At 69.3% G+C, this 20,650-nt stretch carries 18 protein-coding genes and 1 pseudogene; 9 read left to right on the top strand and 10 right to left on the bottom strand.

What is annotated here, in order from left to right; translation table 11 throughout:
• Positions 1 to 11: 11 nt before the first annotated feature.
• Positions 12 to 1,202, bottom strand: a complete 1,191-nt coding sequence (locus ACQP00_RS19720; protein WP_433221126.1) for an acyl-CoA dehydrogenase family protein — start codon at positions 1,200 to 1,202, stop codon at positions 12 to 14.
• A complete protein-coding gene (locus ACQP00_RS19715) occupies positions 1,199 to 2,416 on the bottom strand; it encodes an LLM class flavin-dependent oxidoreductase (RefSeq protein WP_433221124.1) in 1,218 nt (405 codons plus the stop codon). The genes ACQP00_RS19720 and ACQP00_RS19715 overlap by 4 nt, the downstream gene beginning before the upstream one ends.
• 159 nt (positions 2,417 to 2,575) lie before the next feature.
• Here ACQP00_RS19715 and ACQP00_RS19710 point away from each other — a divergent pair, with 159 nt between their 5' ends.
• Positions 2,576 to 3,064 carry a flavin reductase family protein gene (locus ACQP00_RS19710; protein ID WP_433221122.1) on the top strand — a complete coding sequence of 163 codons (489 nt, stop codon included), beginning with the start codon at positions 2,576 to 2,578 and terminating at the stop codon, positions 3,062 to 3,064.
• Positions 3,065 to 3,131: 67 nt separating this feature from the next.
• On the opposite strand, the gene ACQP00_RS19705 is transcribed toward ACQP00_RS19710, so the two are convergent.
• The 5 genes from ACQP00_RS19705 to ACQP00_RS19685 all read right to left on the bottom strand — a co-directional run bounded on the left by ACQP00_RS19705 (position 3,132) and on the right by ACQP00_RS19685 (position 8,707).
• On the bottom strand, positions 3,132 to 4,313 hold the full coding sequence (locus ACQP00_RS19705; RefSeq protein WP_433221120.1) for a rhodanese-like domain-containing protein: 1,182 nt from the start codon (positions 4,311 to 4,313) through the stop codon (positions 3,132 to 3,134).
• Between the two features lies 1 nt (position 4,314).
• Positions 4,315 to 5,604 (bottom strand): FAD-binding oxidoreductase, encoded by a 1,290-nt coding sequence (locus tag ACQP00_RS19700; protein ID WP_433221118.1) that lies wholly within the window; start codon positions 5,602 to 5,604, stop codon positions 4,315 to 4,317.
• Positions 5,597 to 6,619: a ketopantoate reductase family protein gene (locus tag ACQP00_RS19695; protein ID WP_433221116.1), complete on the bottom strand. Its 1,023-nt coding sequence runs from the start codon at positions 6,617 to 6,619 to the stop codon at positions 5,597 to 5,599. Before ACQP00_RS19695 ends, ACQP00_RS19700 begins: the two co-directional genes overlap by 8 nt.
• The gene (locus ACQP00_RS19690; RefSeq protein ID WP_433221114.1) at positions 6,616 to 7,719 is read right to left on the bottom strand and encodes an LLM class flavin-dependent oxidoreductase; all 1,104 of its coding nucleotides are present in this window, start codon (positions 7,717 to 7,719) and stop codon (positions 6,616 to 6,618) included. The genes ACQP00_RS19695 and ACQP00_RS19690 overlap by 4 nt, the downstream gene beginning before the upstream one ends.
• A 118-nt stretch (positions 7,720 to 7,837) precedes the next feature.
• Positions 7,838 to 8,707 (bottom strand): LysR substrate-binding domain-containing protein, encoded by an 870-nt coding sequence (locus tag ACQP00_RS19685; RefSeq protein ID WP_433221112.1) that lies wholly within the window; start codon positions 8,705 to 8,707, stop codon positions 7,838 to 7,840.
• A 165-nt stretch (positions 8,708 to 8,872) separates the two neighbouring features.
• Here ACQP00_RS19685 and ACQP00_RS19680 point away from each other — a divergent pair, with 165 nt between their 5' ends.
• The 6 genes from ACQP00_RS19680 (at position 8,873) to ACQP00_RS19655 (ending at position 14,609) form a co-directional block, all read left to right on the top strand.
• Positions 8,873 to 9,019, top strand: coding sequence for a hypothetical protein (locus ACQP00_RS19680; protein WP_433221110.1), 147 nt, complete (start codon positions 8,873 to 8,875; stop codon positions 9,017 to 9,019).
• Positions 9,019 to 9,174 carry a hypothetical protein gene (locus tag ACQP00_RS19675; RefSeq protein ID WP_433221108.1) on the top strand — a complete coding sequence of 52 codons (156 nt, stop codon included), beginning with the start codon at positions 9,019 to 9,021 and terminating at the stop codon, positions 9,172 to 9,174. The genes ACQP00_RS19680 and ACQP00_RS19675 overlap by 1 nt, the downstream gene beginning before the upstream one ends.
• A 116-nt stretch (positions 9,175 to 9,290) precedes the next feature.
• Entirely contained in the window at positions 9,291 to 10,181 is an 891-nt protein-coding gene (locus ACQP00_RS19670) for a YeiH family protein (protein WP_433221106.1), read from the top strand.
• 1,722 nt (positions 10,182 to 11,903) lie between these two features.
• Positions 11,904 to 12,335: a BLUF domain-containing protein gene (locus tag ACQP00_RS19665; protein ID WP_433223910.1), complete on the top strand. Its 432-nt coding sequence runs from the start codon at positions 11,904 to 11,906 to the stop codon at positions 12,333 to 12,335.
• A 724-nt stretch (positions 12,336 to 13,059) separates the two neighbouring features.
• The gene (locus ACQP00_RS19660; protein ID WP_433221104.1) at positions 13,060 to 13,947 is read left to right on the top strand and encodes a lipocalin-like domain-containing protein; all 888 of its coding nucleotides are present in this window, start codon (positions 13,060 to 13,062) and stop codon (positions 13,945 to 13,947) included.
• Positions 13,948 to 14,324: 377 nt separating this feature from the next.
• On the top strand, positions 14,325 to 14,609 hold the full coding sequence (locus ACQP00_RS19655; RefSeq protein WP_433221102.1) for a hypothetical protein: 285 nt from the start codon (positions 14,325 to 14,327) through the stop codon (positions 14,607 to 14,609).
• 172 nt (positions 14,610 to 14,781) lie between these two features.
• On the opposite strand, the gene ACQP00_RS19650 is transcribed toward ACQP00_RS19655, so the two are convergent.
• Positions 14,782 to 15,837 carry an IS110 family transposase gene (locus ACQP00_RS19650; protein WP_433221100.1) on the bottom strand — a complete coding sequence of 352 codons (1,056 nt, stop codon included), beginning with the start codon at positions 15,835 to 15,837 and terminating at the stop codon, positions 14,782 to 14,784.
• 243 nt (positions 15,838 to 16,080) lie between these two features.
• Here ACQP00_RS19650 and ACQP00_RS19645 point away from each other — a divergent pair.
• Positions 16,081 to 16,224 (top strand): annotated as a pseudogene (locus ACQP00_RS19645) (transposase); the annotation flags it as partial.
• 308 nt (positions 16,225 to 16,532) lie between these two features.
• On the opposite strand, the gene ACQP00_RS19640 reads toward ACQP00_RS19645, so the two are convergent.
• Positions 16,533 to 17,663 (bottom strand): sigma-70 family RNA polymerase sigma factor, encoded by a 1,131-nt coding sequence (locus tag ACQP00_RS19640; protein WP_433221098.1) that lies wholly within the window; start codon positions 17,661 to 17,663, stop codon positions 16,533 to 16,535.
• A 1,299-nt stretch (positions 17,664 to 18,962) separates the two neighbouring features.
• On the opposite strand from ACQP00_RS19640, the gene ACQP00_RS19635 reads away from it, so the two are divergent.
• Positions 18,963 to 19,418: a response regulator gene (locus tag ACQP00_RS19635; RefSeq protein ID WP_433221096.1), complete on the top strand. Its 456-nt coding sequence runs from the start codon at positions 18,963 to 18,965 to the stop codon at positions 19,416 to 19,418.
• A 489-nt stretch (positions 19,419 to 19,907) separates the two neighbouring features.
• Here the strand turns inward: ACQP00_RS19635 and ACQP00_RS19630 are convergent, their stop codons facing one another.
• On the bottom strand, positions 19,908 to 20,204 hold the full coding sequence (locus ACQP00_RS19630) for a hypothetical protein (RefSeq protein WP_433221094.1): 297 nt from the start codon (positions 20,202 to 20,204) through the stop codon (positions 19,908 to 19,910).
• Positions 20,205 to 20,650 lie beyond the last annotated feature (446 nt).

The raw sequence follows: 20,650 nt of genomic DNA, 5'->3' as shown, positions 1-20,650 counted from the left end.
CGGGTGGGGGCTCAGGTGCCGAGGATCCGGCGGCCGCTCGCGAGCAGGACGGCGTCCTCCTGCGGCGGGTGGACGCGGACGCAGAGCGCGTCGCGCAGGTGGCGCTCCAGCGGGTGGTGCCGCGACAGGCCCGGATTGCCCAGCGCCGCGACGGCCGCCTGTGTCGCGGCGATCACCGAGCGGCCGATGGCCACCTTGATCGCCGAGAGCTGGGGCAGGATCGTGGTGTCGCCCGCCTCGATGCGCAGCAGGGCACCGTGCAGCAGCGTCTCGGCCTGCACGACCTGCAGGTCGATCTCGCCGGCGACGGCCTGGATCCGCTCGGTCCGCGCGATCGGGCGGCCCAGCGCCGAGGGCACCCGCTCGCGGGCGAACGCGGCGAACGCCGACCGGGCGGCCCGGGCCACGCCGAGGTAGAGGGCGGGATGGCCGAAACTGCCGGGACCGGCGGCCGCCGCCGGGTCGCGGTAGACGCCGTCCGGTCCGCGCGGGATCTCGGCGAACGCGTCGGCCGGGACCTCGACGTCGCGGTACACCACGTCATGGGTGTTCGACGCGCGCAGCCCGAGGTGGTCCCAGGTGTCGACCCAGCTGATGCCGGGCCGGTCGCCGGGGACGATGACGTGGCCGACCCGCGGGTGCGCCGGATCGGCGCCGGGCTCCTCCGCGACGGCCCACACCACGTGGTATGCCAGGCCGGCGCCGCCGGTCGCGTAGGCCTTGTGCCCGTTGAGCACCCAGCCGCCGGCCGTGCGGGTCGCGGTCGTGCGGGGCAGGCCGCCGCGGGCCGGCGCGCCCAGTTCGGGCTCGGCGCGGATCGCGTTGACCAGCGCCGGGCCATCGTGCGAGCGGCGGAGCAGGTCCCGGTAGGTCGCCGCCGGCCAGGTCGGGTGGGCGGCCTGGGCGGCGTGGGTGAGGAGCAGGTTGGCCGCGAGCAGGCCGACGGAGGCGTCGCCCTCGCCGAGCGCGGTGAGGATGCGGGCCACGTCGCGCGGACCGGCGCCCGGGCCGCCGTACTGCCGGCCGACGGCGGCGGTCAGCAGCCCGGCCCGGTGCGCGGCGTGCAGCCCCGCCCAGGGCAGCTCGGCGGTGCGGTCGTACTCGGCCGCGGTCACCGCGACCTCGGCCGTGACCGCCGCCAGCGCCGCATCGGACAGGTCCGGCGCGAGGAAGACCGGCGCCTCGGTGCCGACGCCGCTCACGAGCTGGCCGCCGTGGCGAAGCGGGCGTACTCGGCGCCGTAGTTGCCGGGGTGCTCGGCCTGCAGCGTGCCGCGGCGACCGGTCGCGGCCCGGTGGGCAAGCTCCTGGCGGACCAGCGGCAGGACGTACTTGCCGTAGTCGACGGCGTCGGCGAGCGTGTCGTAGCCGCGGATCGACACCAGCGACGCGCCGTGGTCGACGTAGTCGAGGATCGCCGCGGCGACCGTCTCGGGCGAGCCGACCAGGGCGGTCGAGGCGCCGGCGGCGTTGGTCACCGCGGCGGTGCGGGTCCACAGCGCCCGGTCGTAGAGCTCCGAGCGCTCCGCGAAGGCGAGGGCGCGCTGCGAGCCGACGTTCTGCGGGGTTCCCTGCACGTGGCGCTGACCGCCGAGGCCGTGCTGGGCGAACGTCGCGGCGACGCGGGCCACGTACTGCTGCGCCTTCTGCCACGCCAGCTCGTCGGTGCGGGCGATGATCGGCCGGAACGTCACCCAGATCCGGGGCAGCGTCGTGCGCCCCGCCGCCCGGGCGATCGCGTGGACGCGGTCGATCTCGGTGCGCAGGTCGGCCAGCGGCTCGCCCCAGAAGCTGAAGATGTCGGCCTGGGCGCCGCCGACCGCGAACGCCTCGTCGGACTGCCCGCCGATCGAGATCGGGATCGGGCCGTCGTAGGGCGCGAAGCCGGGGCCGAAGCCGTCGAACTTGTAGAACGCGCCGTCGTGGCTGAACGGGGCGGGCTCGCTCCACGAGCGGCGCAGGATGTCGATGTACTCGGCGGTACGGGCGTAGCGGCGGTCCTTGGGCAGGTAGTCGCCCTGCCGCGCCTGTTCGGCGTCGTTGCCGCCGGAGATCAGGTGTACCACCGCGCGGCCCTCGGTGAGCTGGTCGAGGGTGGCGAGCTTCTGCGCGCCGACGGTCGGGAACGTGGTGTTGGGCCGCAGCGCCACGATCGGGCGCAGCCGCTCGGTCAGCTGGCCGACCGCGCTGGCGACGACGAACGAGTCCGCGCCGGCCGACCCGTAGGGCAGCAGCGTGTAGTCGTAGCCCGCGTCCTCCAGGGCCCGCACGTACCGGCGGAAGTAGGGCAGGTCGATGCCGCGCGTGGGCCGCGGCTCGAGCTCGGTGGACGGGTTGAGGTGCGACAGGCTGATGAACTCGACGGCCGGTGCCGCGGCGGGCGGGATCGTGGGATCGAAGGCGGGCGCGCCGCTCATGCCGGTTCCTCTCGGTCTGATCTCCTATTTTGTCTATCAGACTGATAGGAAATAGGCCCGGTGTCCAATGCGAATCCGAGGTCGGCATCGACCGCGATTCTCGATCGGTCGAACCCTTGCCGAATCCTATGGATCGAGTAGGAAAATGGAGGCATGGGCATGAACGCGGTATTGCACTCAGCCGACCTGCGCCGGGTCTTCGGCGCCTTTCCCAGCGGCGTCACCGCCGTGGCGGCGATCGTCGACGGGGTGCCGGTCGGGCTCGCCGCGAGCTCGTTCACCTCGGTGTCGCTGGACCCGCCACTGGTGTCGATCTGCATCGCGCACTCGTCGAACACCTGGCGGGCGCTGCGGCTGGCCCGGCGGCTCGGCGTCAGCGTGCTCGCCGCGGACCAGGAGCACCTGGGGCGGCAGTTCAGCGCCCGCGGCGTCGACCGGTTCGCCGGGGTGACCTGGCGGGCCACGACCGAGGGCGAGATCCTGCTCGACGGCGCCTGCGCCTGGCTGGACTGCAGCATCGAGCGCGAGATCCCGGCCGGCGACCACGACATCGTCCTGCTGCGGGTGCACGCGCTCGACGCCGACCGTACCGTCGCGCCCCTGGTCTTTCACCAGAGCCGCTTCGGCCGCCTGGATCGCGCCGCTTGACGGCCCCGTAACCCCGGACACCGCCGGCCCGATCGGTGCCGCGGGCCGGCGGTGTCCTGGGGACGGCTCAGGCGACCGGAAGCCCGGCCGCGGACCAGGCGGCGAACCCGCCCTCGACGTGCACGACGTCGGTGAAGCCGAGCCGGATCAGGCCCTCGGCGACCGGGCGCGAGCCGTCCACCGAGCCGCACACCACGACGATCGGAGTGTGCAGGGAGACGACCGGGGCGTGCCGGTCCGGCGAGTCGATGCCGAACTCGGCGGGCAGGTTGTTGCGATCGCCGATGATCGCGCCCGGGATGGTGCCGTCCGCGGCACGGCGGGGCTCGCTGCGCACGTCGACCAGGATCGCGCCGCCCTCGACCCGCCGCGCCGCCTCGGTCGGCGGGACGAGCGGCGGCGGCGGGAAGGGCTCCGCACCGGTCGCGACCGGGCGGCCGGGCAGCGTCGCCCACTGCGACCACGAGCCCGGGTACAGCACGACGTCCTCGATGCCGGCCAGCTGCAACGCGGCGATCTCGTGGGCGGCGGTGACCCCGGACCCGCAGTAGACGCCGACCGTGCGGCCCGGCTCGACCCCGAGGCCGGCGAAGCGCTCGGCGAGCTGGGCCGGGTCGCGGAAGGTGCCGTCGGCGGCGAGGTTCTCCGTCGTCGGGGCACTGACCGCGCCGGGGATGTGGCCCGGGCGCCGGTCGATCGGGTTGGGCTCGCCGCGGTACCGCTCGGCCGCCCGCGCGTCGAGCAGCACCCCACCGCCGGCGACCAGCCGCACGACGTCGTCCGGGCCGGCCACCGCGAGCCGGCCGCCGGTGAGCACGACATCGCCCGGCTCGGCCTTCTCCTCGCCGCCCACGGTCGGCCGGCCGGCCTCCCGCCAGGCCGCCAGGCCCCCGTCGAGCAGGCGGACGTCGGCGATGCCGGCCCAGCGCAGCAGCCACCAGGCGCGGGCGGCGGCCAGGTTGCCGTTGTCGTCGTAGACCACGACCGCATCACCCTCGTTGATGCCCCAGCGGCGGGCGGCGGCCTGCAGATCGGCGACGTCGGGCAGCGGATGGCGGCCGTGCCCGTCGGCGGACGGCGCGGCCAGGTCGGCGTCGAGGTCGGCGTAGACCGCGCCGGGGATGTGGGCATCGAGGTACTGCGCGTGCCCGGCGGGGTCGCCGAGGCGCCAGCGCACGTCGAGCAGCCGGACGCCGGACGCGGCGGCGAGGTCGTCGGCGCGCACGAGCACGGGAGATGGAGTGGGCATGTCAGAGGGCCTTTCCTGGGTTGAGGATGCCGGCGGGGTCGAACAGGTCCTTGATGCGCCGCTGCAGGGTCACCACGTCCGGTCCGAGCTCCCGCTCGAGCCAGGCGCGTTTGAGCAGCCCGACGCCGTGCTCGGCGCTGACGGTGCCGCCGAGGGCGAGCGCGAGCGCGAAGATCTCCTCGGCGGCCCGGTCCGCGGCGCCGGGATCGGGGTCGAGGCGGATGATCGGGTGCAGGTTGCCGTCGCCGGCGTGGGCGAAGACGTACACGTCGGTGCCGGTGGCCTCGGCGATGGCGTGCACGCCGCCGACCGCGTCGGCGAGGCGGGACCGCGGCACCGCGATGTCCTCGATGAGGACCCGGCCCCGCGCCTCGATGGCCGGCAACGCGTCGCGGCGGGCCGCCGCCAGCGCCGCCCCGGCGGCCACGTCGTGCGTCGTGTCCAGCGCGCTCGCGGTACGGGCCAGCACGGCGGCGACGGCGGCGAGTTCCTCGCCGGCCCCGAAGCCGTCCGTCTGCACGAGCAGCAGGGCGGCGCCCCGGCCGGCATGATCGGTGCCGCGCAGCTCGTCGATGGCGGCGAGGGTCTTGCCGTCGACGAGTTCGAGCACGCTCGGGCGCAGCCCGGCCGCGCCCAGCTCGGCCGCGGCGACGGCGGCGGCGGTCACCGAGGCGAAGTACGCCACCGCCGTGCCGACCCGGGCCGGCCGGGGCAGCAACCGCAGCGTGGCCCCGACGACGACGCCGAGCGTCCCCTCGGAGCCGACGAGAAGGCCGACGAGGTCGAGCCCGACGACACCCTTGACGGTGTCCCGGCCGAGGTGCAGCCGCGTGCCGTCGGCGAGCACGACGTCGAGGGCCAGGACGCTGTCGCGGGTGACGCCGTACTTCGCGCCGCGCAGGCCCCCGGCGTTCGTGGCGATGTTCCCGCCGATCGTGCAGATCGCGACGCTGCCCGGGTCCGGCGCGTACATCAGGCCGTGCGCGGCGGCGGCGCGGTCCAGCTCGGCGGTGATCACGCCCGGCTCGACGCGGGCGATGCCGTCGATCGGATCGATGCCGAGGATCCGGTCGAGCCCGGACACGTCCAGCACGATGGTGTCCGGTCCGGCGGCCGCCCCGCCGGCCAGACCCGTCCCCGCGCCGCGGGTGACGACCGGCGTGCCGGTGCGGCTCGCCTCCGCGAGGGTGCGCTGGACGTCGGCCACGGTCGTGGCCCGCACGACCGCGCGCGGCGGCCCGTCGGGGGCGACGCCCGACCGGTCGGTGGCGAGCTCGAGCGCGCTAGACACCGGCGTCGACCGGCAGCAGCTCGGCGACCCGGTGGGTGCCGGGCGGGGCACCCGCGGCGGCCTGGGCGCCGAGCAGCCGCTGCAGCCGCTCGTTGTGCGGGGTCGGCACGCCGTGGCGGCGGCCGAGGCCGACGATCTCGCCGTTGAGGTGGTCGATCTCGCTGGTGGCGCCGCGGGCGAAGCTCTGCCAGGTCGACAGCCGGCCGGGCACATGGCCGGGGACGGCCTCGATGGACAGCCGGGCGCCGGCCTGGATGGCGTCGGCCGGTGCGGGCACGATACCCGCCGCCGCGTACGCCGCCTCGGCCTCGGCCACGAGCAGCGTGCCGGCCCGGGTCTTCTCCTCGTCGGTACCGTCGAGCAGGTCGAGGCCGTTGCGGACGTTGCCCAGCAGCTTGCGCGCCTTCCAGGCGGAGATGTCCGGGACGCTCGTCGCGGCGAAGCCGGCCGCGGCCAGGTCACGCACGAACCGCTCCTGGTCGGCGTCCGCGACCACCGGGCCGGCCGGGGCCGGATAGCGGCCGAGCCACAGCAGGCCGACCACCGGGTACGACGGGCTCACCACCTCGCCGGGGACCAGATAGCTCGCGGCGACCCCGACGGTCACCCCGTAGACCCGGGCGAACCGGCGCAGCGCCGCGTCCTCGGTCGCGAGCCCGTTCTGCAGCGTCAGGACGGGCAGGTCGGCGCCGGCGCCGGCCACGGCCGCGTCCTGCGCGTCGCCGTCGTGCACCGGCTGCCAGGCCCACGTCGCGAGGGCCGCCTCCGCGTCCTGGGCCTTGGTCGCGAGCACCAGGACGTCGCCGGTGCGCAGCCGCACCTCGTCCGGGCCGCCGGCGGTGGCGAGCCGGACCACGTCGTCGCCGTGCGGGCGGCGGACCCGCAGGCCGCCGGCCCGGACGGCGGCCAGCTGCGCGCCGCGCGCGACGAGGACCACTGACCGCCCGGCCAGCTGGAGCTGCGCGGCGAGCAGCCCGCCGACCGCACCGCCGCCGATCACCACGTACCGGCTCACCGGGCGCTCACCACCGTGCGGCGGGCCAGCTCCTGGCGCACGAGCGGGATGATGTACCGGCCGTAGTCGACGGCGTCGTTGAGGTTGTCGTAGCCGCGGATCGAGATGAGCTCCGCGCCGAGGTCGATGTAGTCCAGGATCGCCGCGGCGACCGTCTCGTAGCTGCCGACCAGCGCCGTGGAGGCGCCGGCCGCACCGGTCGCCGTCGCCGTGGGCGTCCACAGTGCCCGGTCGTGGCGGTCCTGGCGCGCCGCGATGTCCAGCAGCCGCTGCGAGCCGACATTCGCCGGCTGCCCGGTGCCACCCCAGCGCTGCTTGCCCGACCACAGGCCCGCCCCGCCGCGGCTCCGCAGAATCTGCAGGATGCGCTCGGCCTTCTCCCAGGCCAGCTCGTCCGTCGCGGCGACGATCGGGCGGAAGGTGACCCAGATCCGCGGGGTGTCGTCGCGGCCGGCGCGACGTGCCTCGGCCGCGATGCGGTCGATCTGCTCCCTGGTGTCGGCGAGCGGCTCGCCCCACAGGCCGAAGATGTCGCCCAGCGCTCCGCCCACGCGGTACGCCTCCGCCGACGACCCGCCGACGGACACTGGGATCGTGCCGCGCACGGGACGCACGAGCGAGACGAAGTTCTCGAACGAGTAGTACTTGCCCGCGTGGTCGAACGGCTCGGTCGCCGACCACACCCGCCGGAGGATCCGGATGTACTCCTCCTCACGCTCGTAGCGCTCGGTCTTATCCAGCCGGTCGCCCTCCCGCGCCTGCTCGGCGTCGCTGCCGCCGGCGATGAAGTGCACGACCGCCCGGCCGCCGGAGAGCTGGTCGAGCGTGACGAGCGCCTTCGCCGCCACGGTGGGATACATCGTGTTGGGCCGCAGGGCGACGATCGGCCGGAGCCGCTCGGTCACCTGGGTGAGCGCGACGGCGACGCCGAAGGGGTCGTGGAAGGCGGAGTTGTACGGCACGAGCGTGTAGTCGAAGCCGCCGTCCTCCAGCACCCGGGCGTAGCGGCGCAGGAAGGCGACGTCGATGACCGGGTCGCCGCGGCCGTTGACCTCGTTGCTGTCGTTGACGTTGATGGCGCTGATGAACTCGACCGGCATGCCAAAAGCCTATTAAAATGATGGGAATTCAGCCAACGCGGATTCCGGTTCGCCACCGATCGCGACCGTCGATCGGTGGCGGATCTCAGGCGGATCTCAGGCGGATCTCAGACGGATCTCAGGCCGCGCTGCGCAGGTGGCCGTGGGAGGCGAAGAAGCCCTCGATGACCTCGCAGGCCATCCGCTCCAGCTCCCGGTCGATGCCGCGCCGGGCCGCCACCTGCAGCCCGACCGTCCCGACCGCGGGCAGGCGCCGCAGCGGCACCAGGCCCGCCGGCGCCCGGCCGGTGCTGGGCAGCAACGCCACGCCCAGGCCGGCCCGGACCGCGGCGACGACACCGTCCAGGCTGGTCGCCTCCGCCACGATCTCCGACGCCTCACCGGCCTGCTCGAGCGCCTCCAGCGCCCGCCGGCGCAGGCCACACGGTTCCTCGAATGCCACCACCGGCCACGCCGACCCGTCGGCGGGCAGCGCGAACTGCGGCGCGGCGTACCAGCACAGCGGCAGCTCCGCGACCGTCGTGCCGGCGGGCTCAGCCCCGGCCAGCACCACGGCGAGATCCAGGCCGCCGCGCCCGACCACGTGGGCCAGCTGGGTGGAGCGGTCGATGCGGAACCGCACGGAACGTCCGGGAAAGCCGCGCCGGATCGCGTCCAGCAACTGCGGCAGCACCTTGTCGGCCGCGTGCTCGGTGCAGCCGACGACGATGACCCGCTCCCCGGCGACCTCGAGCCGGCGCAGCGACTCGTCGTGCACGGCCAGGATGCGCCGCGCCTCCACCAGCAGCGCCTCGCCGTGCGCGGTGAACCGCACACCCCGCCCGGCCCGCTCCACGAGGGGCTCCTTGAGCCGCCGCTCGAGCAGCCGGACATGCTGGCTCACCGTCGACTGGCTGACCCGCAGCGCCGCGGCGGCCCGGTGGAAGCCGCCACAGTCGGCAATCGCCAGCAGCGTGCGCAGGTGCACGAGGTCCAAGGGGTCAGGCATGCGGCGACTCCTAGCGCTGGCGCCGACGGACGTCACGATGCCGGCCGCACCGCCGCGTCGTGCACACAACCCTAGCAGACATATCGACTAATCATATCGGCGAAGTATAGAACTAACGGCGATCCCTATCACTGACCCTGCACCGCCACCCCCGAGGGACAAGCCATGAGCGACTACACACCCGCGCCGCCGGCGAAGGTCAGCCGCGCCAGCCGCCTCGCGCTGACCGAGGACTGGGCCGCAGCCATCGCCGGCCTGGTCCTGCTCGCCCTGATCCTCGCCAGCGCCGTCACCACCGGGCTGGTGCCTTGATGTCGACAGCCGACGGCACGACACGCGCCGCCGAACCGGCCGATCCCGCGAACGAATCAACGGAACCGACCGAGCCGACCACGGCCGCGGTGCCATGGCCCTGGATCGCGCTCGGCCTGACCATCCTCTTCGGCCTCGCCATCGGCACCCGCTAGCTCGACCATCACATCCCCTTGGATGTGAAGGGCAAGAGCTACGCGAAGTACGTCACCGCGATCGAGTACCCCGTTACGCGATCATCCTCGGCCTACTGGGCAATGTCGTACTGACCGTGCTCGGCATCCGCGACAAAGTCGCGGGCGCATTTCGCACCGAGTTCTTCATCAAGACCGGCCTGGTCCTGCTCGGCGCGTCCATCAACATCAGCCTGATCTGGCAGGCCGCCGGGCCCTCCATCGTCCAGGCGCTGCTCCTCATCGCCTCCGTCTTCCTGTTCGCCTGGTGGCTGGGCGGCGTGTTCGGCCTGGACAGCAAGCTGCGGGCACTGCTGTCCTCCGCCGTGTCCATCTGCGGCATCAGCGCCGCGATCGCGGCGGCGGGCGCGGTCAAGGCGACCAAGGAACAGCTCGCCTACGCCGCCAGCCTCGTCATCGCGTTCGCGCTGCCATCGATCTTCATCCTGCCCTGGCTCGCCGACGCCTTCGGTCTGAGCGATCCGGTAGCCGGCGCCTGGATCGGCGGCAACATCGACACCACCGCCGCCGTCACCGCCGCCGGAGCACTGGCCGGCGAGGACGTCCTCAAGATCGCAACCATTGTGAAGACGACCCAGAATGCGCTTATCGGCGTGGTCGCCGTCGCGCTCAGCGCCTACTTCGCCTTCCGCGTCGAACGCGACCCCGGTGTCCGACGGCCGGGACTGCGGACGCTCTGGGACCGCTTCCCCAAGTTTGTCCTGGCCTTCGTGGCCGCATCGGCGATCGGCACCTGGTACGCCAACGCCGTCAGCGCCGCCGAGGCCAAGACCACAATCGGCGTCGTCAACGACTGGCGGATTTGGTTCCTCGTCCTCGCCTTCATCAGCATCGGCCTGGAGTTCCGGGTCAAGGCGCTGCGAGAAGCCGGCTGGCGGCCCATCACCGTCTTCGCCGGCGCCACCGTCGCCAACCTCGCCGTCGGACTGGCCCTCGCCAGCCTGCTCTTCGCGAACTTCACACCGTAAGCACGTCTGGCACGTCAGGTTAGTCGCCGGCTGTGGAGCGCTGCATCCGCGGTTCCCGTCGTTCCGGTCCGGTCGCGCGCATTGCGTGCGACCGGACCGCGCTCTTTCGGGGCTGCCAGGTACGCGGCTTCGCAGCCGACACCCATTCTGGGCGAGGAGTCACCCTGCCGCACCGGCCCGGGCGAGGGCACGGCTCACCGCGGGCGATCAGGCACGCCGGACCCGGTTGCGCGGCCTGGGGGTGCGGAGGCCGGCGGCTACCATGATGCGGCCGACGGCCGCCGCGATCAGGGCGGGGATCAACCAGTCGGTCCGGACGAACGGCGTGCGTGTTGCGGCCGGCGCACCCGACTGGGTGCCCACACCGGAGAACAGGCCGGGCGACGTCGGCGGTGGCCGGACAGTCAAGGCTTAGGTGAGGGCTTCGGCCTTGCCTGCGGTGGGCTCGGTCCAGCCTGGCGGCGGATTGGTGAGCGGCTCGGCGTAGGTGAACCGCAGGATGCCCTTGACGGCCTCGCCGGGCGACCGACGACGAGCAGCTCGAGGCGGAGGGCAAGAAGGACCATGCATCCAGCAGCATCAAGCAGGCTGGCGAGAAGATCAAGGCCGTCTTTCAGGACTGATTGAGCCAACTCAGAATGACACGGCAGATGTCTGGCGATCCGGAAGCCTGCCTGTGCCATATGCTTCGGGTTCAGGCGCGGCCCCTTGTCGGGGCGCCATCCTGAGTTAACTTCCGCTCCGCACCGCAGGCGCCGTCGGTGAAGCTGTGATGCTGCGACGCGGCACATCGAGCATCGCCGAACCGCACCTGCTCCAAGATGCCTGGCACTTGTCCGCGCGGACCTTGTCCCGGCAGCCACGGCCCTACAGATCCTTGTGTCTGTGATTGCGGTCGCTGCCGTCCGGTCCACTGCGCGCCGGATGGAGAGTTCTGGCCATATCGGCCAGCGACGGGCGTCAACGCAGCGAGGTCAGAATTCGGGCTTAGGTTCTCTCGCGTCGGCGATTGGCGCGCCGGTTACGCACCTGACGCCGATTTCGCTCGTGTTTGGCGGCCAAGACGAGACGAGCACCGCTTTAACCTCCGCTGTGAAGCCGGGCCTGTGTTCCCGGGCGGAATATCCGTAGGCGAAGTCGAGACCTACGCTCAGCGTCTTCCGGCCATTGCATGGACCGCAATACCGTTGTCAGTGCGGAGACTGCCACGACGTTCGAGGTTCCCGGCCCGCCAGGTGGCGGTCCGGGTTTGGTCGGTGCGTGGTCAGCGGCGGATGCGGAGGGCACGATCATTGGATTCTGCCCGGGCCGAAGGTTCGGCTAGATGGCGCGTGCCGCGAGCCCCGCCACGCCGTCCATACTTGATCTTGCGCATCCAGGCTGGTGCGGGCACATGGACCGAATAGCGGCGGATCGCCGCAGCGTTCCGCCGAGGTGCTCATTCCAGGAACCGGACCTTCCAAGGAATGCAGATCGGGACTTCGCACCCAGCACGGCGGTGGCCGGGCGATATGGTGGCGCATACGAACACGGCTGTCGTCCAATCCGTTATCACTAACACAAGCACCGCTGGGGATCATTCCCCTTCAGCTTTGCGGCAGCCACGAATCGACCTAGCCTTTATACGAAGGGATTATCACTTCGCCGAACCGCTCCGCTAGTTTCGCCTTCCACACCACGGTGAGCCGATACACTGCCGTCGTGAGCGGAAGACATTCAGACATGGCGCACGTCGCCTACGCCAGCGCCGCCTGCTCTCCACTGAGCGGCGAGGAGCTCAGTGGCCTTCTGCTGCAAGCTCGCCGACACAACGCGAGACGTGGGGTAACTGGGATACTGCTATACCATCGGCAGTCATTCTTCCAGGTTTTGGAGGGAAATGGGGTGCGGGTCAACGAGCTGTATGAACGCATATGCAAAGACCCCCGCCACACGAATGTTGTGAAGCATATCCAGGAACCTATCGAACAGCGCATGTTCGGAGACTGGACCATGGGCTTCGCACGTATGGGCTGGGGTGAGCTGGAGGAATCTCCAGGTGTAGACGATTTTTTTCGACACGGCCTGCCTTTCTGGCAGTTGAGCGAGGGCCATGCCCGGAGTCTTCTGAGCGCATTCCACGTAGATAGGTGGCGGCGGACACTCGAGGAGTGACGCCAAGGCACGTCGACACCGGCTACCGACGCAGGAGACGGTGCTCCGCGTCATCGGAATGGCTCTGCCATCCCATCCGAGTTGTCAGGCATGACTACGCGCCGCCCATCGGCGCCTTCGGATGGGGTTTCAACTGACGGGTTCAACTCAACTGACAGACCAGGAATGCCCGGTGGGACCGCGAGAACGCAGGGTACATGTGGCAAACGGAGACGAAGACAGCTGTGCGAGGTTCCTTGGGACGCCGCCCCTCGGTCGGTTGGGCCGATCGTTCGCGGGTAAATGAAATCCTTGGGGCCGGGAAATGCCAACTGCCTGTGATGACCACGGCACCAGGGGGAACACGTTCCGGATGGTCGAGGCCATACCGGGACCGAACGACGAGGAACATATCGGACAGCCCACGACCGAGGGCCTGCAGATTGCTGATGACACGAACGCCGTACGGACCGAGGGGTCACACCACTGCGCGTCGAAACCGCAGGGCTGACCACACGGTCACAGCAGAAGACGAGCATCCGGCCCGATTCGTTCGGGTGCATCGCGGCTCCGGGCATCACCAGCCGCCAGCCGGACAGCAACGCGAACAACCGGTGTGTGAGGAGGCACCGCATGCACAACGTCAAGCACAGCGACATTGACCGATTCGGCCGTGAAGCGGGCCAGGCCGCAATGCAACAGCTCGGCCTGTGCAGCCAGGTAGCGGCATGGGAGAACGGCTGCCGTGAGCCCCCCCGGTCCAGAACACCTTGAGTCGTGGTATCTCGACGCCCGCCTCGATGACGGCACCGTCGTCACGATTACCTTCGCGAGTCGGCACCGGATTTGCCGGCCGGGTCACGGCTGTAGCCGCGAGCCGACCGCAACCGTTTGTGTCAACTACTTCGCGCCGGACGGAACGCACATCGCAGCGGAGACTACATCCGGAGAAGACGCCTACGCCGCCGCCGATCAGTGTGACGTCCGTATCGGCCCGCATCGCCTCACCGGTGGCCTAGTCTTCCATCACGTCATGGTCTGTGATCGCCGGGTTTCGCTTGACCTGGCGTTTACCGGAACCATCCCTCCGACGCGGATCGGCACCGGCCGTGATGTCGTCAGCGGTACTGGGCGGCATACCGGCTGGCTTGTCATGGCTCCGCACGCCGATGTGACCGGCACCATCAGCACGCTGGGCCGCACCATGCACGTCCGCGGCGACGGCTACCACGACCACACGTGGTCAGACATCGCCCGAGCCAGCTACCTCCGCACCAGATATCGCGCCCACGGCCGACTCGGCCAGAACACCCTCGTCTTCGGCGCCGACGAAGGCACTCCAGCCACCGGATCGATCACCCTGCCCTTCCGGATGCTCTTCCAGCCGCCGCTTAACCAGATCGTCACCGACCGGGGCCCCGATTTCACCGTCCTGGGCAGGCGCACCGGTTCGGACCTAATCGCGGACCGACTTCGCTTCACCTGCCACCACGCACCCCATGTCGTCACCATTGACGTCGACAGCCTCCAGCCGCTGCGGTCCTATCGGCAGCCGGGGCTTGCAGTACCGCCAGTTCACCGCCCACGCCACCCTCAATACCAAAATCGACCACCGGCCACAACCACCATATGAAGGACCAACCCTTCTCGAACACGCCACACTCTCCGGCACAATTCACCCCCCGGCATGAGCAGACCGCTGCCGTTCCTCACGTACGTTTCGACCAACCCGTGCGTAAGGTCGACCATTGTCCCGGCAGCGACCGTTACCGCCGGACGCTTCCCACGGTATGGCCGACGCCACCCACTCGTCGGCGACTGGCGCTATCGCGCCTCCAGGCACCTTCATCGCCTCACCTGTCAGCGATCCTCTAATTTCGGGAGGCCCGGTGACCTCACCTACAAAAAGGTCTGACCGTTTAGATGAGGTCACGGGTTGATACTGGAACGCTACGGTGCGCTAGAGGTGATGCACGTGCAGATGAACGTGAACTTGGCAGGAATTCCGCGTTGACTTACGACGCCGATGAGAACGGCAGCAAGCAGGCGCGGCGGCTGCTGCGACTCCGAGAGAACGACTATCGGTTCGGAGCGGGCGCCCTGATCCTGCGGGTGGAGCACGTCAGCGTCGATGCACCGATGATCGACGAAGGCGAGCCATGGTATCGAGTGCGCGGGATCGAGATTACAGGTAGTGGCCATTCGCGCGGCCCACGCGAGGCATGGGTTCGGGCACGAAGCCTTCCGCAGGGCCTACGTCCCGACGACGCCAACGGCTTCGCAGGCCCATCCTGATCCGTCGCGACGCCACTGAAAGGGCATGCTCGAAGCGCCGCCAGGGCTAGTCAGGAGAGGGTGGGCGCCTAGCGCGTGTTTCAGAAGTGTGGCTGAGCGGTGAGGTCACGGCGTGGCGGTGATCGATAACTGAAGAGGTCTCCGGTAGATGGTTCAGCGACCAAGCAGAACTTCATGCCGGAGGCCTCGTGAATCTCCTATGTCGAGTTTTCAGGCAGGGGGCTTGTGCGGCGGCGTGGATAAGCTGCTGATAAACGACGTCGGCCAAGTGTCGACGGAGGATGCGTATGGCTTCGGTTTTGGAGTTGCCCTGTTTGACGCGCCGTTCGACCAGGGCTCGGGCTGGTGGGTGCATGCGCAGCTGGGTGACTGCGATGCGGTGCAGGGCGGTGTTGAGTTGGCGGTTTCCGCCGCGGTTGAGCCGGAAGCTGGTTCGGTTGCCGGTCCAGACCGGGATCGGTGCGGTTCCGGCGTGCATGGCGAAGGCTGCGGATGAGCGGAATCGGGTCGCGCCCGCTGTTTCGGCGATGATCTTCGCGGCGATGCAGCCGGGCAGCTCAAGGAAGTCCGGGGCCAGATCCTCGATGCGTTCGGCGATTTGGCGTTCGAGCTCGTTGACTCTGCGGGTCACTGCGGCGGCGCGGTCAATCAACTCGAGCGCGATCTCCGCTCGGATGCATTGCGGTCGTTGCAGCACCTGGTCGCGGAGGCGAGTCAGCGCGATCAGTCTGTTGGCGACCTGACGGGCAGGGTAGTCGATGTCAAGATTGTGCAGGTGCCAGCGCAGGCGGTTCAGGGTCTTGGTGCGCTCTGCGACGAGATCCTCTCGGTGGTCGAGCAGCAGCTTGACAGCTAGCGCAGCCGGGTCGAGATGGGCCTCAGGCAGGTCAGGTTCGCGCAGCGCGGCGCGGGCGACTGCCAAGGCGTCGATAGGGTCAGACTTTCCTTGAGGCGGGCCGGAGGCCCGCGACTGAGCCATTAGCTTCGGCGGTATGAGGACCACAGCTTCGCCTGTGCCGGGCAACGCTCGAAGCGGCGCGCCAGCGACATGGCGGCAGTCCGCGATCGCCCACCGGGGCGAGTCGCCCTGTTGGCGGCCCCAGTCCAGCAGCCGGATCAGTTCCGGCGCTGTGTTGCCGACAGTGATCTGCGAAAGGCGCTGACCGTTGTGGTCGACGGCGACCGCGGTGTGGCTGCGCTTGTGCGGATCGATGCCGACTACGAGCATGGACCTTGTCTCCTTCGCCGGATGGCGGATGAAGGTCCGGTCGGCGGACACTCCTCAGCCGGGAGGACGTGGCCTCGTTCTCCTACCAAGTCACGCCGGCCGGACCGACTCCGGTCGTGGTGGACGATTCACGAGAAAGCCAACCCGCAGGCGGCAGACACCTTATGAGTCACTCCACGACCGGAGTCGATCCATCACCTACAACGGTGACGACGCCAGCCTGACACTGAGGCCACCTTAGCGGTGACGAGGCGGCATGACCTGACTAATGCGCAATGGGCGGCGCTGGCGCCGCTGCTGCCTGCGCAGCGGTCGTTGGGGCGTCCGCCGAAGTGGGACCGACGGCATCTGATCGACGGGATCCGCTGGCGTATCCGGGCCGGGGCGAACGGTTCACCCGCAATCGCACCCTGATTCTCAGCGGCGTCACCACCACCGTGGTGCCGCTAAACGAACGATGACCGCGAGGCTTGGACCATCGTTCCAGGCCCGCTGAACGACAGGACAGCGACGCCGCTGCGATGCCTCCAATGAGGCGCTAAAGGGATGGGCTCGGCACTTCACGATCCCGGCTCTGCGTCGGAGATCACGGCTGTAGTTGCGTTCGGGGCAACATCATTCAGTCTGGCACTGACTCGACCGTACCCGAAGCTATCATGCACGGTTACTCCGGACTGTTCAGCGCACGTCTTGGCTCAACTGGTGAGCCTGCGACGCAGAAAGGTCAACGAATGGGCGAGAAGGCGCGAGACGTGCATCTGTGACATGCCGACCTGCTCGGCGATGTCCCTCTGGCTCAGGTTGCCGTAGAAACGCAGCTCCAGAATTCGCTGCTCACGGACAGGAAGCTGCGCGATGTGGATGCGGAGGGCTTGGCGGGATTCTACAAGCTCGTAGTCGGCAACATCGTCGGCGATGGTCTCGGCCAGGGTGACATCATCGCTGCCACCACCCGCGCTCGGTGCGTTCAGGGACAGCGGGTCCACAGCGTTGCCGGCGGCCAGAGCGTCAAGAATTTGCTGCTGCCCGACGTCGAGGTGCTCGGCGAGGTCGGCAACCGTCGGCTCTCGGCGGAGAGTCTGATGAAGGGTGTCGCGGGTGTGGTGGATAGCGAGTCGCAGGTCGTGTAGCGGCCGAGGTAGCCGCACGGCGCTGGTACGGTCGCGGAAGTAGCGTTTGAGCTCACCGGTGATGGTCGGCGTGGCGTATGCGGCAAACTCAATTCCTCTCTCCGGGTCGTATCCGTCTATCGCTTTGACCAGGCCGAGTGCGGCAACCTGCTGCAAATCGGCGTAAGATTCGCGGGCGTGGTGGTACCGGCGAGCGAACCGGTATGCGGTTGGCAGACACGCCTCAATGACTGACTCGCGCGCACGTTGACGGGCTGGATCGTCGGGGTGCAGCGCGTGCAGGGCGGCCAGCCGCTCTGTCGCCTGCGGCGGGAACCGGCCTGTACCGGCACGGAGTTCCTCGAGCGACACGACCGTGCGTGGTTGATTGCGGGGCCAGTCGACCGTTCGATAGGCACCGAGTTGTTTGGCGACCCCAAGGATCTCCAGCGTCTGCAACGTCGTGTGCCCTACGCCGGCAAGGTGGATGTCGATACCGTCTCGCTCACCGCGGTGACGCAGATACTGCAGTACCTTGACTGAGGATGCGTCAAGCAACCGGAGTCCCGTGGCGTCGACGATCACCTCAGTGGCGCCAGCGTCCAACTGCTGGAAGATCGCCTGGCGCAGATAGGGCGCAGATACGACGTCCAGGACACCGGTCAGTGCTAGCAGATGTCGGCTGCCGTCGATCGAGACCGTCAAAGACAGCTCCATCAGCGTCTCCTAACGGCAATATCTGTGGGTGCCGGACAAGAGCCGCTACCCGCGGGTGAGAAGCACAAACACCCGATCCGCAGCACGGAGCCGCACGGCGACGGCCGGCCGAGCGCCTTCGTCGGCGTTCACACACCGCCCGGACAGCCCCGCTGCACTCCGCCATGCGGAGCCCAGCCAGTTCCACGGACGGACAATCGGCTCGTTGCCGCGCTTCGCGGAATCGGATTTGGGCCTGCGGCCGCGGGCTGGTCGACGTCATAAGTCTGCTGACTCCCACACACCGCCACAGTCGAACCCGATCGAGCAGAGGGCATGATCTGGTAACTTCTGGCGGTTTCGTCAGCTCCGCGAGGGCAGTCTGGACCCGTGCCCGAGAGGTCTGACAGTGCGATGTGGTGGTGCCCGATATGCGGCCGCTCCGAGACACCGTCCTGGCTTGGTGTTCGCGGCCAGTTGCCCTACCACGTGTTCGGCGAGCCGCCGTTCGCATCGCGGCACGCATTGGTCACCCCCTCAGGTGCTGGCGCCGACAGCAACGCCGGCAGGGCACGCTCGGGCAGTGCTCGTCCCGTTTCGCCAGCCGCAGTAGCGGAGCCGGCGACCAGCTAAGTCCTCCACGTCGATGCGGGCGAGGGATGATGTCTTCAGGAGCCCAGCACAGCAGTACGGGTCACACGCCGGCCGTCCAGATCTTCCCCAAACCCGAGAAGCTCCCAGCTCTGCCCGATCACGTTGCGCCTGGCCACCCGTCCGGCCGTCCATGCGGAGCGGCTCGCCGAACACCTCTGGGTCGCCAAAGCGCCTCAGGCGCAGTATTACCGTCGACAAGGCCGGGACGGCGATGCACGCCGCCCCACGAACAGCCGGTCACAAGGGATAATGGAACAGAAATCAGGAAGGCCAGCGCGAAGATCCACGACCGGATTAGGCAACCCTGAAAACCTCGATTGGCGCCGCCCGCTAAAAGAGTCCGGCGCTACGGATGTGCAGGATCATCTGGCCAAAGACGACACTGTGGTTGTGCCATCGGGTGGCCCTGCGCAGCAGGGTTCAATGTGGAGCCGGAACCTGCTTAAGACGCCACCCAGACACCTTCGGCCGCGGCGCACCATCACCTCGCCTGGCTCAGGGTCCTCGCCGCGCGACCAGCGCGCCTATCAAACGGGTGGACAGTGTCCGGCAACGTGCATCAGTCGGCGCTCGTGGTATCAGGGCTAGCACCCCGTACAGTTGCCGCCATCGCCGCTCTCGCCGAGCCTGCGGCGCGCCGCCGCGCTCGTTGAAGGGACTACCGCCATGCCGACACACAGCCGTGCCGTGCCAGCTCACATCCTGCTCGTCGAGGATGACCCTGGCGACGAGCTCATGGCCCGGGAGGCGTTCGAAGACGACGCCCTCGATAGCCAGCTGCACGTGGCCCGCGACGGCGAGCAGGCCCTCGACTTCCTCTATCAGCGCGGCGACTTCACCAACGCGCCACGGCCCGACTTCATTCTGCTCGACCTGAATCTGCCTCGCGTCGATGGACGGCAGGTCCTTCGCGAGATCAAGAACGACGCAACGGTGGCCAGCATCCCCGTCGTCGTCCTCACGACCTCGGCCGCCGTCGAAGACCTCGTCGCCTGCTACGACGCCCACACCAACGCCTACATCACCAAACCCGCCGGGTACGAAGAGTTTATCGATGTCGTCCGGCAGATCAATCAATTCTGGCTCGACACCGTCCGGCTGCCCAGCGACGCCGCACAATGACGATCCTCAAGACCGCGCCGGCCGGGCATTGCCATCGCACCCACCACGTGCGCTGAATCCCGCGGCAGAAGTTGTTCTCGATGGTCGACGACGCCCGGACCGGGCCCAGTGACGACGATCGCAGCGATCGGCAACCCGGACGTCGCTACGACGCCCCCGGTCCCGCGCGTTCCTATACACGGTGTCGACGAGCACGGCGCGCTGCTGATCGTCAACCTGACCGGCGTGCCGTCCCAGGCCTCACCGCACGCGGCGTCGTCGTCAGCGTCTAGAACGCGGCTCGACGGCCGTGGCCAGACCCCTGATTCGACTCAAGCCTCATGAGGCGTTGCTGCGGGTCTTCCCGTTCGCGCACTCGACCAGGTGTTCACCATCGTTCGGTCCTGCACGACGTGGGCGTCGAGCTCTGACCTCGAACCTCCCGTCCCGTCCGGACCCGATCCGGTCAGCGCTCAGATCTGCGACGGATCAACGCACGTCAACGCCTTGTCAAGCTGCTAAGTGCACCGGCCAGCCCGGCTGCTCGGCGGCGAATATCGAGCTCACTCGCGCCACAGATCCCCGATATCGGCTACCAGCTTCCTCCTGGATGCTTGCAGTCCCCGGTTCCCGTCGGCCGTAGCGAGCGACCTGCTGATCGAAAAGCCGCGAGGCGCTGAAGTTCGGGTCGGTCCACGACTCCATGATCAAGCCACTCGTTCCGTACGGGCCCCACATGCGGATGTCGCCGTCAGTGACGGAGTCCTGAGTGATCTTCTCGACCATCGAGCAGCCGATGAAGCCCATGGACTTCGCGCTCCAGTTCCCGCCTGTGGAACTCCTGCTTGGCGTCGGATTGGTACCGCGGCTCTGGCGGACGTTCGATCAGGGGCTGGTAGTGCTGCCGGTACAGGCGACGCCGTCGAACGCGAACCTGTCGAGAACGAGTCGCTATTGTCGCCTGGAATCGCTCATAGGAGCGATTCGGAACCGCCCCTTAGGATGGTGCATGAAGGAGATTGTGGACGGTTGGCGTTGCGGCAGAACGAACGGCCCGTCGGTTCCGGACCAGCCTCCAGTTTCGCTCGATCAACCGGTCGGCCTGACTCGAACGCCGATCCCTTCCCGCTCGCGCCGCTGCAGGATTCGGCGATGACCCTTCGCCGACTTGCCGCTGCTCTTGCCGCCACCGCCTCGCTTGCCGGGTGCGGACCCGAAGCTGATGTGGTCAGGCCGAACAACCTCGTCGGCGC

Origin of the sequence: Dactylosporangium sp. CS-047395 (assembly GCF_050942185.1) — a bacterium.
Lineage (GTDB): Bacteria > Actinomycetota > Actinomycetes > Mycobacteriales > Micromonosporaceae > Dactylosporangium.
This window is presented reverse-complemented; position numbering and strand designations above follow the sequence as displayed.